This window comes from Methanomassiliicoccales archaeon (genome assembly GCA_035527755.1).
GTDB lineage: Archaea > Thermoplasmatota > Thermoplasmata > Methanomassiliicoccales > UBA472 > UBA472.
The window spans coordinates 22,084-34,051 of record DATKZX010000015.1; the positions used below are offsets into that span (position 1 = coordinate 22,084).

9 protein-coding genes are annotated in these 11,968 nt (G+C 59.6%); 6 read left to right on the forward strand and 3 right to left on the reverse strand.

The window, feature by feature from the left end:
• The first annotated feature begins 49 nt into the window (after positions 1-49).
• Positions 50-4,033 carry a DUF4011 domain-containing protein gene (locus tag VMW85_05900; protein HUT27562.1) on the forward strand — a complete coding sequence of 1,328 codons (3,984 nt, stop codon included), beginning with the start codon at positions 50-52 and terminating at the stop codon, positions 4,031-4,033.
• Here VMW85_05900 and VMW85_05905 read toward each other — a convergent pair.
• A complete protein-coding gene (locus tag VMW85_05905; protein HUT27563.1) occupies positions 4,030-5,070 on the reverse strand; it encodes a bifunctional phosphoglucose/phosphomannose isomerase in 1,041 nt (346 codons plus the stop codon). The genes VMW85_05900 and VMW85_05905 overlap by 4 nt on opposite strands.
• Positions 5,071-5,194: 124 nt before the next feature.
• On the opposite strand from VMW85_05905, the gene ribB reads away from it, so the two are divergent.
• The 4 genes from ribB to ribH are packed head-to-tail and all read left to right on the forward strand — an operon-like array spanning position 5,195 to position 7,225.
• Entirely contained in the window at positions 5,195-5,905 is a 711-nt protein-coding gene (ribB, locus tag VMW85_05910) for a 3,4-dihydroxy-2-butanone-4-phosphate synthase (GenBank protein ID HUT27564.1), read from the forward strand.
• Positions 5,902-6,348: an adenylyltransferase/cytidyltransferase family protein gene (locus tag VMW85_05915; protein HUT27565.1), complete on the forward strand. Its 447-nt coding sequence runs from the start codon at positions 5,902-5,904 to the stop codon at positions 6,346-6,348. Before ribB ends, VMW85_05915 begins: the two co-directional genes overlap by 4 nt.
• Positions 6,348-6,812 carry a riboflavin synthase gene (gene ribC, locus VMW85_05920; GenBank protein ID HUT27566.1) on the forward strand — a complete coding sequence of 155 codons (465 nt, stop codon included), beginning with the start codon at positions 6,348-6,350 and terminating at the stop codon, positions 6,810-6,812. The genes VMW85_05915 and ribC overlap by 1 nt, the downstream gene beginning before the upstream one ends.
• A gap of 2 nt (positions 6,813-6,814) precedes the next feature.
• Positions 6,815-7,225, forward strand: a complete 411-nt coding sequence (gene ribH / locus VMW85_05925) for a 6,7-dimethyl-8-ribityllumazine synthase (protein ID HUT27567.1) — start codon at positions 6,815-6,817, stop codon at positions 7,223-7,225.
• Positions 7,226-7,391: 166 nt separating this feature from the next.
• On the opposite strand, the gene VMW85_05930 is transcribed toward ribH, so the two are convergent.
• Positions 7,392-8,582, reverse strand: coding sequence for an aminotransferase class I/II-fold pyridoxal phosphate-dependent enzyme (locus VMW85_05930; GenBank protein ID HUT27568.1), 1,191 nt, complete (start codon positions 8,580-8,582; stop codon positions 7,392-7,394).
• Positions 8,583-8,614: 32 nt separating this feature from the next.
• Here VMW85_05930 and VMW85_05935 point away from each other — a divergent pair, with 32 nt between their 5' ends.
• Positions 8,615-10,642 carry a phosphoadenosine phosphosulfate reductase family protein gene (locus VMW85_05935; GenBank protein ID HUT27569.1) on the forward strand — a complete coding sequence of 676 codons (2,028 nt, stop codon included), beginning with the start codon at positions 8,615-8,617 and terminating at the stop codon, positions 10,640-10,642.
• A gap of 68 nt (positions 10,643-10,710) precedes the next feature.
• Here VMW85_05935 and ftsZ read toward each other — a convergent pair whose 3' ends face one another.
• The gene (gene ftsZ, locus VMW85_05940; GenBank protein ID HUT27570.1) at positions 10,711-11,967 is read right to left on the reverse strand and encodes a cell division protein FtsZ; all 1,257 of its coding nucleotides are present in this window, start codon (positions 11,965-11,967) and stop codon (positions 10,711-10,713) included.
• Between the last annotated feature and the right edge of the window lies 1 nt (position 11,968).

An 11,968-nucleotide genomic window follows, 5' to 3' on the forward strand; every position in this document is an offset into this window, starting at 1 on the left:
GCTGTCCAATCATTTATTAGACCACAGACCTTGCGGAAGGCGGAGAGAGATGACAGAGGCTGAGCGACTGGTGGCCAAGAAGGTCGAGCAATGGAAGAACAAACTGCTGGACGTTTCCAATCGGAACCCTCTCATCAGGTTCCACAAGCGCAAGGCATCTACCCTGACCATAGCGATGCCCGATCCCGCCGTTCTTTATCGGGAGCTCGATCAGGGAAAGCAGTTCACCGTGATCACCGACCCTGACGCCCGATCGGAGATCACCGGCGCCAGCATACTGGTTACGACCCACGCACCGGAGCAGCCCATCGAAAAGGTGCTGTACAACCTGAGGACCAGGTCCCGGACGTACCGCTCCGATCACGGGGTGAACATCCTGTTCGTCTCCATCGGCTCCCTCCTGTGGAAGGAGGACGCGAGCAGTGAGGAGTTCAACGAATCGCCGCTGTTCCTTTTGCCGGTCAGCCTGGAAAGGCCGAACTCCTTCTCCCCTTACCGCCTGGTACCCATTGACGAGGACGCGGTGTTCAATCCCAGCCTGCGCAAGAGGCTGGAGATGGACTTTCACCTGAGATTGCCCGACTTCGATATGGACAACGGCTTCGACCTGCGCTCCGTTCTGGAGCAATTGCGGTCCTCATTACCGGCCAACGCTGGCTGGCAGGTCACCACCACCTCGTATCTGGCACTTTTCCATTTCTCCAAGCTGCTCATGTACGCCGACCTGGAGACCGGAGGAGTCGCTCTGACGGCCTCCCCGGTCATCAGGGCGTTGTCCGGAGATCCTTCAGCGTTGCCGCCTGAGCCTCAGGGGGCGCTCTCCCCCGGCGACTACGATTCCCGTTTACACCCGGAGGACTCCTTTCAGGTGCTGGACGCCGATTCCAGCCAGCAGGAGGCCATCCAGGCAGCGTTGGCCGGGGTCAGCTTCGTGCTGCAGGGCCCCCCGGGAACGGGCAAGAGCCAGACCATCACGAACATGATGGCCGAGCTGATGGTCCAGGGCAAGACGATACTTTTCGTCTCCCAGAAGATGGCCGCATTGGACGTGGTGCGCGGAAATATGGAGAAGTGTGGATTGGGCGACCGTTGCCTGGAACTGCACGATCCTAAGCGCAACCGGATGGACATCGTGAAGGATATCGCCACCAGTCTGGATGTCGTTGAAAGCATCGGGCGTACGGTGCCGGAGGTCCGGGAGCTCGTGACCGTGCGAAAGGAACTGGCCGACTACGTGAGAGCGCTGCACGCCCCCCGGGGGCGGTTGCAGGGGATTAGCGCCTTCAGCATGATCGGCCTGTATTCCGCGCTGCCCGACGCGCCGGACCTCCAGTTCAAGCTCTCTGGCCTTCTGAATGTGGACGATGAACGGCTGGGCAATTTGGAAGCGGCGGTGAACCGCCTCTCGCAGATGGCCCCGGCGTTCTACGATGGGTCGCATCCCTGGTCGGGGGCTACCGGGACGGAGTGGAGCGATGGGCTTCAGGCCATGGTGCAGGAGGAGCTGCTGTCGGTCATCGAGGCGCGCGATAAGCTCTTCGACGGACTGTCATCGGCCGCCCGGATGCTCGGCCTGACATACCCGGAATCATTGCCCGAGGTACGACGATGGCGCCAGTTGTTCAAGGACCTGGCCGGGCGACCGTCCATCCGCAAGGAATGGCTGGAGGGCGATCTGGAACTGCTGCTCGGAATGGCCGAGGAAGGCCTGGCCTTGTATCGGGAGATGGTGGGTCTGGAGAAGTCCCTTCTGGACACGGGTTCCCCGGACATACTGCATCTGGACGGGAAGACCTTCAAGCACCGTTTCGAGGTGGATTACTCGGGCGGGATGCGCGTTCTGAAAGGCGGCTTTCGCCTGGACATGAAGATCCTGAAGGCCATCTCCGGCCATGAGATGACCTATCTTCAGGCCCTGACCATGGTGGGCAACGTGGAGCGCTACCAGCGGTCTCTGGAGGAATGGAAGGTCAAGCGTGATGAGCTGATGACCTCGCTACGAGGTTCGTTCTCCGGAGAGGGGAACGAGCTTCAGGGATTGGTCGACCGTCTCGATTGGACCAGGCACTTCCGCATCACCCACGCCGTCCTGATGAACGACGCGGTGCTGAACGCCCTGACCTCGGAGAACGTGCCGCTGGAGATCAAGGACACGGCGGTGGACCTGGAACGATACCTGGAACGCTTCGATCCCGCGTTGAACATTCTGGCAGGGCGGTTCATTTCCGAACATAGGCTGAACGGGCGGCCTCTGCGCGACGCTCACCTGGAGGACCTGAGGTCCTGGACCGACAGGGCCTGGGAGGAAAGGTTCCGTTACCAGGAATGGCTGGACCTGAGGTCCCTGGTCCAGAGGATGGAGTCGTTGGGTCTCTCTGATATGATGAGGGAGGTTCGGGAAGGCCGCATCCCGGCCCAGAACATTCTGCCCGCTTTCCAGAAGAGGTTCCGCCGATCGTGGACCGAGGAGGCGTTGGCCTCTGACCCTTTGCTGCATGGCTTCCGAAGGGAACGTCAGATGGGCCTCATCTGGCAGTTCAACGATCTGGACAGGCAGTACATCGAAAGCAGCAGGCGCCGGGTCCGGATCAGGATAGAGGAGAACCTGAACAAGCGGAAGGAGGGGGCGGACCAGGTCTCGCTGCAGAAGCAGAGGATGGAGATCGCCCGCCTGGCCAAACTGAAGCGGCAGAGGAAGGCGGTGCGGACCATGATGAGCGAGTGCTGGGACCTCATCGGGCTGGTTAAACCATGCATGCTCATGAGCCCCCTCTCCGTCAGCCAGTTCCTGGACCGGGAACGGACCATGTTCGACGTGGTGATCTTCGACGAGGCCTCGCAGATATGCCCGGAGGACGCCATCGGGTCCATCGCCAGAGGGAAACAGGTGATCGTGGTGGGCGACAGCAAACAGATGCCCCCCACCTCCTTCTTCACCATCTCCGAGGACGAGGAGGTCGAGGAGCCGGACCTGGAAAGCATACTCGACGAATGCGAGACCTGCGGCATGTCCCGCCGCATGCTCATGTGGCATTACCGGTCCCGGGACGAATCGCTGATCGCCTTCTCCAATCTCCAGTTCTACGGCGGAAGGTTGAACACCTTCCCCAGCCCCCTGTTCGGCAGGGAGGGGTTCGGGGTGCATCACGTGCTCGTTCCCCAAGGTGTCTTCGACCGCGGAAGGAGCAGGACGAACCGGGAGGAGGCCAAGGTCGTGGCCAGGATGATCAAGGAGCATTACGCCCTTCAGGACGGCAGGTCCCTGGGGGTCATCGCCTTCTCCGAAGCTCAGATGGAAGCGATCGACCAGTCGCTCATGGAACTGCGCCAGGGCGACAAGGGATTGGACGAGAGACTTAGCTCGGAGGAAGGAGAGCCCTTCCTGCTCTATAATCTGGAGAACGTACAGGGTCACGAACGTGACCGTGTCATCCTCAGCGTCGGATACGGGAAGGACGAGAACGGCAAGTTCCTTCTGAACCTGGGACCGCTGAACAAGGACGGCGGTGAACGGAGGTTGAACGTAGCTATCACCAGGGCGAGGCAGTGTTTGGACATCGTTTCCTCCATAGGTTCCGACGACATCGACCTGGGAGGGTCCAAGAGCGCGGGGACGCGCCTTCTGAAACAGTATCTGGCCTTCGCCGAGGCCGCGGGGGACCGCCGGGCGCTGCCATTGCCCGCCGGGCGCTCCTGGGAGGAGGGTTCGCCCTTCGAAGAGCAATTGGGAAAAGCGCTGGAGGCTCGCGGTCATCGCATCAAGAAGGACGTGGGCACCTCGGACTACCGGATAGATCTGGCCGTCGAGGACCCGGAGGAACCCGGCCGGTTCCTATTAGGGATCGAGTGCGACGGGGCGCATTACCTTTCCGGAAGGACGGTCAGGGACAGGGACCGCATACGCCAGACGCAGCTGGAGAGATTGGGATGGAAACTGCACCGGACCTGGAGCACGGATTGGTTCCGCAATCCCCAGGGTGAGCTGGACAGGATAGAGGAAGCATTGCGCAAGGAAAAGAACGGAAAGGCCTAGTGGCAGATGCGTTCCTTGAACTCCTTGATGGCCGCCACCGGCGCCGGGTCCACGCCCTTCAGGACCGCCATATAGTAGCTGACCATGTCCCCCAGGACGATCCCCTGTAGGACGTTGTCGATCAGGCCGTTGCCGGGCAGGGTGGCCATCACCGGGTCCAGACCCCGTTCGTTGAACATCTGCAGAGTGACCTCGGTCATCTTCTGCACCGTGGGGTGAGAATCAGTGGGCAATAGGAAGACCGGGCGGCAGGAGCAGCCCTTTCCACCCTCCAGCCAACCGACCAGTTGATTATGGTTCATCTCCGGTATCTCCCCGGAGAAGGCCACCGCCTTGGCGTTCTCATTGATCTGGTTCTGCCAGCGAAGGGCCACCGACCGGATGTTCCTGGGCGAGTAGATGACCGCCACGCCGTCCCGTAGGGCGAAGGCGATCTTCTTGGCCTGATTGCTTTTGGCCGGTATCTCGGCCAATATGCTTTGAACGTAAGAACGGAGGCGAGGAACGGCCTCGATCATGTCGCGATGCGGCTGGCATAATCCGGATCTCTGCAGAGCTAGGGCCGCCGCGCCCAGCAAATAACCGAGCGAGGCCCGGGGCTGATTTCCCGCCGGCACCTTCAGCAAAGGCTGCGAGTTCTTCAGCGCCAGTTTCTCCAGCTCCCCGCCGGAGGTTATGACCACGATCTGGCACCCTCGGCGCATGGCATCGTGGTAGAGGTTCAGGCTCTCCGCGGTGTTCCCGGAATAACTGATGATCAGCGCCAATGTGTCCGTGGAAGCGAAACCGGGCATGATGACGTTGCGGGAGGTGATTATGGCGCTTTTACAGGTCGGCGTCAATAGGTCGGTGATCACGTCACCCGCGATGGCCGAACCGCCCACGCCGCATATCACCACATTATTGATGCCCGCGATGTCTGCCAGATGCAGACCCTGGGACCATCCCAGCTGATCAGGGAATGCCGCCATCTGAGATAATATGTTAGAGGGATCGGCGGCCTTCATGCCCGCCACGTCGTCCAGTCTTTTGACCATCGTTACGAGTAATCGATTCCGAATATAAGTTTTTGACCTCTTGGATATCTGGATATGATCGTTTACCAATGAATTTGTAGTAACGCAATAAATAATATGCTACCCTTTGTTTCAAGAAGCCATCATGAGCGACGATGATATGAAGAGAGCGTTGGACTCCATCAGCCGTGGGAAGATGGTATTGATATTCGATGCTGATGACCGGGAGAAGGAGACGGACATGACCATCGCCTCTCAGTTCGTTACCCCCGCCTCCATCAGAGAGATGCGCAAGAACGCCGGGGGGTTGATCTGCACCACCGCGCACAACGATATCTGCCGTAAGCTGGACATGCCATTTCTGGCCGATGTGCTGGCCGCCAATCACGACAAGCACCCTGTCCTGCAGAACCTTACACCGAACGACATTCCCTACGATACCAAGTCGGCCTTCTCCATCACCATCAATCATCGCCGGACCTTCACCGGCATCACCGATAATGATCGGGCGCTCACCGTTTCCGAGTTCGCCAAATTGGCGAAGGGATCCTATTCCATGAACGAGGAGGAGGCCCAGGTGGAGTTCGGGAAGCAATTCCGCTCCCCGGGGCACATCCACCTTCTGAACTCCACTCCCCAGCTGCTGAGCAAGCGCAAGGGGCACACCGAACTGGCCACGGCCATGATGGTGATGGCGGGGGTCACACCAAGCGCCACCATCTGCGAGATGATGGGGGACGATGGCAACGCCCTCAGCAAAGAAAAGGCTAAAAGGTATGCGGATCGATTTGACCTTTGCTTCCTGGAGGGAAAGGATATAATCGACTTCTGGAAGAGAGGCGGTAATAAGAAATGACCAGGGTCATGGCCAGTGGTGTTTTCGACATTCTGCATCCGGGACACCTGCGCTATCTGCAGGAGGCCAAGGACCTGGGGGACGAGCTCGTGGTCGTTGTGGCCACTGACGCTACGGTCCGCCGGAGGAAGCATGAGCCGATAACGCCGGAGAACATGCGTTTGGAGCTCATATCAGCCCTGCGGATGGTCGACAAGGCCTACCTGGGCAATGACGGGGACATGTTCGGCGTCGTGGAAAGCATACGTCCTGACATCATCGCCCTGGGCTACGATCAGAACTTCGAGGAAGGCATGATAGAGAAGGCCATGGCCGAAAGGGGTCTGTCCGTCAAGGTCGTGCGCCTGTCGCAACACGGCGAGGACCTGAACGGCACCAGGAAGATCATCGGCAAGATCATCGACTGGTACTCACAGAACAAGTCGATCGTCAAGGAGGACTGATGAAGACCATCGGGATCGTGGACACCACCTTCGCACGCGCCGACATGGGGGCGGCGGCCATCGACGAACTGAAGAACTACGGCACCGGGTACAAGGTCGTACGCCGCACCGTTCCGGGCATCAAGGACCTGCCGGTGGCGGCCAAGATACTTTTGGACGAGGGGTGCGATATCGTCATGGCCCTGGGCATGCCGGGCAGCAAGCCGACGGACAAGATGTGCGCTCATGAGGCGTCGACGGGCATCATCGCCGCCCAGCTGATGACCGGCAAGCACATCATCGAGGTCTTCGTCCATGAGGACGAGGCGGACGAGAAGAAGCTCGCCTGGCTCATGGAACAACGTTCCAGGGAACACGCCAGGAACGCTTTTGATATGATATTCAAGCCCGAACGGTTGGTCAAGAACGCCGGACGGGGATTGAGGCAGGGCTACGAGGACGTAGGCCCGGCAAGGGAGAGATGAAAATGACGAGGTACAACATCGGAATAGTGGTCTCGGAGTTCAACTACGACATAACCAGCATGATGCTGGAGCGGGCGAAGTCGCACGCTGAGTTCCTAGAGGCGAAGGTGACCAAGATCGTGCACGTGCCGGGCGTTTACGACATTCCCCTGGCCGTGAAGACCATGCTCAAGGACGGCAGCATCGACGGTGTGGTCACCATCGGCTGTGTCATCGAGGGGGAGACGGGACACGACGAGATCATCATACAGAACGCCGCCAGGAAGATCACCGACCTGTCCCTGGAGTTCATGAAGCCGGTCTCCTTGGGCATCACCGGGCCGGGAATGACCCGCCTGCAGGCCGAGGACCGCATCGACAACGCCAAGAACGCCGTGGAATCCGTCGTCAAGATGCTGAAACGCCTTTACTGAAACCTTTTTCCTTTTTTTCATTTACAGATCCAACCATAGGGAAGAGTTGGAACGCACACTGTTGGTCGCCTAAGTGATCTCATTGGCAATACTTTGCCTAGGCATGCCCATACAAGTGGATAAAAAATGGAAATGAGGAGGCATACCCTCCTTGAAAGTTCTTTTTTCAGGCGTTCTTCCTCATGAACGATTCGATGGAGTCGAAGGCCTTTCCCAAGATATCGATGTTCGGCAGGAACACCATGCGGAAGTGGTCCTTGCCGTACTCGGGGCAGAACCCGGACCCGGGAACGACCAGGACGTGGCAGTTGTGCAGAACGTCCAGCACGAACTCCTTGTCGGTCTTCCAGTGGTCGGACTCGATCTTAGGGAACATGTAGAAGGCCGCCTGAGGCATGGTGCAGCTCAGCCCGGGGATCTCGTTGATCCTCTTGTAAGCGAACTCGCCGCGTTCCTTGAGCTTCTGGCGCATCCCCTCCAGGTGGTCCTTGGGGTGGTTCAGCGCCTCGATGACCGCCATCTGGCAGGGGGCGTTGGCGCTCAATCGGAGGCGCAACTGCTTCTGCACCGCCTCCTTGATCTCGTTCAATCGTCCGTTCTGATCGTGGAAGACCGAATATCCCAGACGCCATCCCGGAAGCAGGTCCACCTTGGAGAAACCGTTCACCAGGATGACCGGCACGTCCTTGGCCAATGTAGCGGGGGAATGGTGCTCCCCCTCGAAGGTCATCAGATCGTATATCTCGTCGGAGATGAGGAACAGATCGTATTCACCGGCGAGATCGGCTATCTGCTTCAGCATCTTCGGGGAGTACACCGCCCCGGTGGGATTGTTGGGATTGATCACCGCGATGAACTTGGTGCGGGGGGTGATCTTCCTCCTGAGATCGTCGATGTCCGGCTGCCAACCCTCCTCTTCGATGGTACGGTATGTGACCGCTTTACCGCCGAAGAACTTGGGGAACTCCAAATAGGATGAGTAGCTGGGACCGGGGACCAGGGCCTCGTCGCCAGCATCAATGGTGGCGGCGCATATCATCTGAATGCTCTCAGTGACGCCGTTGGTGATTATCACGTCGTCCAGACCAACGTGCAGATCGTTCTGGACCCTCTCCTTCTCGATGAGGGCCTTCCTCAGCTCGACGTTGCCCTCGGACTCCTCATACCCGTTGTCGCACTTCTCCACTGCTGCGCAGAGGGCGTCCCTTACATGCTTCGGCGTCTCGAAGTCAAACTTGTTGGGGTCCCCGATATGCAGCTTTATGATCTCGTGGCCTTGCTTCTCCAGCTCCCTGGCCGGCAGCAGCATGTCCCGGATCGCATAGCTGATACCCATCGTGCGCTTGGTGGCTTTCATGGTATCGAGCGGGATGATGAAATTACTGCTATTTGAGGATTCGACGTTCCATCATCGTTTCGGCCGGGACGCTCACCTATGACGTGGTCATCCGAAGGATGCAGGAGAGCTTTAATAGGGAATCCTGCACTTGCCGCAACATGGCCTTGGTCCGTCTCGGTAAGATGCATCTGCGTTGGTGCCAGGAATGCAACGTCCCAGTACTGGAAGAGGAGGTCTGCGGACGATGCGGCGGACGGACCGAAGCGGTCAACATGACCCCGCCCGGGGACGCCAGGCCCGGTTTCGAATATAATCTCGATCTGGTGAGGGGTCTGCTCGACCAGCAGTTCGGACCGGGGTCCGGGGAGGCATTGCTGCCCCACGACCAGGTCTTCGTCATGAGCAAGGTCCCGGGACTGGACCGGTTGGACGAGATCATTTCCAACGGAGCGGTGGTGGCCACCCTCCGTTACGATCTGGGGATCGGCTGGAGGGTCCTTCTCCGCGTCAAGGGAGCGGCCCATATCCTGAAGAAGGCCAGCAAGAACCTGGTGGTGGCCGACATCGGGGCGGTCGAGCCCATACTCGGATCGCAGAATCTGATGGCACCGGGAGTGGGAAAGGTCGTCGGTGATTTTTCCAAGGGCGAGGAGGTCATCGTACTGGACCCGGAGCAACGGGCCCTGGCCACCGGCGTGGCCCGCATGAGCTCGGATGAGATGCGCTCGGCGGAAAGGGGCGTGGCGGTCAAGGTGCGATGGTCGGAGAGGCCCGCGGACCCTGAGCCTAGAAATACCGCGGATTGGCCGAAGGCATTGGAGGCCAACGCCAAGGTCATGAGCCGACGGGTCTATGACGGAAGGGACTTCGTCCTTCGACTGGTGGAACAGTACAAGGACATACCGCAGGTGGTATCCTTCTCCGGCGGAAAGGACAGTCTGGCCTGCCTGCTGCTGACCCGCGAGGCGGGCCTGGACCTGCCGATCTTCTTCATAGACACCGGACTGGAGTTCCCGGAGACGGTGGAGTACGTGCACCAGCTGAAGCAGGAGCTGGATCTCAACCTGGTCATCGGAAAGGCGGACGAGGAGGCCTTCTTCGGCAATCTGGAGTTCTTCGGCCCTCCGGGCAAGGACTATCGCTGGTGCTGCAAGACCAATAAGCTCGGTCCTACCGTCAAGGCCATAGTCGAGCATTATCCTGATGGGGTCCTATCGTTCATCGGGCAGCGCCGCTACGAATCGGAACAGCGCGCTAACAAACCAAGGGTATGGCAGAATCCCTGGACACCGGGGCAGATAGGCGCCTCGCCCATACAGGATTGGACCTCGCTGCACGTTTGGCTGTACATATTCCAGAGCGGGGTCAGTTACAATCCCTGGTACGAGCGGGGGCTGGACCGCATAGGCTGCTTCCTATGCCCGGCATCGGACATGGCCGAGCTGAGCCTGGTGCACAGCAGCCCCTCCTTCGAACGGTGGGAAAGCTTCCTGAAAAGCTATGCCGAACGCAAGGGACTGGGACCGGAATGGGTGGAGCATGGACTGTGGCGGTGGAAGAAGGTCCCGCCGTCGGTGATCGAGGAGCTGAAGCGCAACATACCCGGCTTCGAGATCACCAGGAACGAAGGGCCGCGCACCGGTGAGGGCAACCTGCGCCTCAGGATGCAGGAGGGTTTCTCCCCCTGCACCTTGGGGTTCAGCATAGAGGGGGCGTTCTCCCGCGATCTGGACCTGGAACAGGTCTCCAACGTGCTCAACATGGTCGGGGAGGTAGATATCGGGGCGAACGAGGGCTGGTGCGCTGTCGGCAACGTGACCGTTTTCCGTGAGGGAGCGGTCATCGCCAAGGGAGCGGACCAAGAAAAAATAAGAAGGGATTTGGAAAAGGTTCGCCGTGCGGTGGTTAAGGCCGAGGAATGCGTCGGATGCGGAGTTTGTATCGCCAGATGCAAAGAGGGTGCACTTGTGCTGACACAGGGAAGGATACGCGTTGAGGCGAATAGATGCACCCATTGCAGTGGGTGCATGGAACCTTGCCCGGCGATCAGCTTTGGCGACGCCGCCTTTGACTTTTAGAGGCCACCGTCAACATCAAGTGGACGGTGGCCGGTCAGCCGGCTCAACCCTCGTTGACCCCCTCCGCATCAGTTCACGAAGTCGATGTCCTCGTCCCGGCCTCTCGGCCTTTGCTGTTGCTGCTGGTACTGCTGCTGCGGCTGATATTGCTGCTGTTGCTGCTGGTACTGCTGCGGGTAGCCTCCCTGGTTGCTGCGGTTCATCTCCATGGGACCGCCGCGGCTGCCTATGATGTACTTGGACTTCGCACCGGTGACGATCAACAGGACCTTGACCACGCCTTCCAGCTCGGGGTCGATGGAGCATCCCCATATGATGCGTGCCCTCGGGCTCACGCTGTTGGTCACCAGCTCGGCGACCCTCTGAGCCTCGCCCACGGTCATGTCCGGACCGCCTACGACCCGGATCAAGGCGCCCTTGGCCTCCTTCATCTCGATCTCGCCCAGCATGGGGGATGTCAGTGCCTCGTGGACTGCCGACTTCACGCGGTCGTCCTCGTCGCTGTTCCCTTCTCCGATGCCCACGAAGGCCACTCCGCCCTCGTTCATGACGGTCATGATATCGGCGTAGTCCAGATTGACCAGGCCGGGCTTGGTGATGATCTCTGTGAGCCCCTTTATGGTCTGCATGAGCACCTCGTCAGCCACCTTGAAGGCGGCATCGACCGGCAGCTTGGGCACCAGCTCCAGCAGCTTGTCGTTGGGTATGACGATGGTGGTATCGCAGATCATCCTCATCTTGTTCAGACCGTCCAGGGCGTTCTCCATGCGTACAGTGCCTTCAGCCTTGAAGGGCAGGGTGACCACACCGATGGTCAGCGCGCGCACCTGCTCCTTGGCGATGCGGGCTACGTAGTGGGCGGAACCGGTACCGGTGCCGCCTCCCATCCCTGCGGTCACGAATACGATGTTGGAGCCGTTCAGGAACTCCCTGATGTCACTGTCGTTCTCACGGGCGGCAGCCTCTCCCATCTCCGGCTTGGCCCCGGCACCCATACCGCGGGTGGCGGTCCTGCCGATGAGGATCTTGCGCGGAGCCTTGACGGTCAGCAGGTGCTTGGCATCGGTGTTGATGGCGCACAGCTGAGCTCCGTCGATGTTCGCTTCCCAGCAGCGGTTGATGGTGTTGCATCCACCGCCACCGCAGCCGATGATCTTGATGCAGACATCAAGTTGGGCGGCGATCTTCTCCAGCTCCTCATCTATGTTAGACTTGGGGGCTGGCTGGGACGGAGCGGGTTCCGGTTTGACCGGGGCTTCCGACTTGCCGTTGGCGTTCTCATACTTAGTGTTCGCTAAAGCGTTCTTAACCAAAGAACTGGTCATA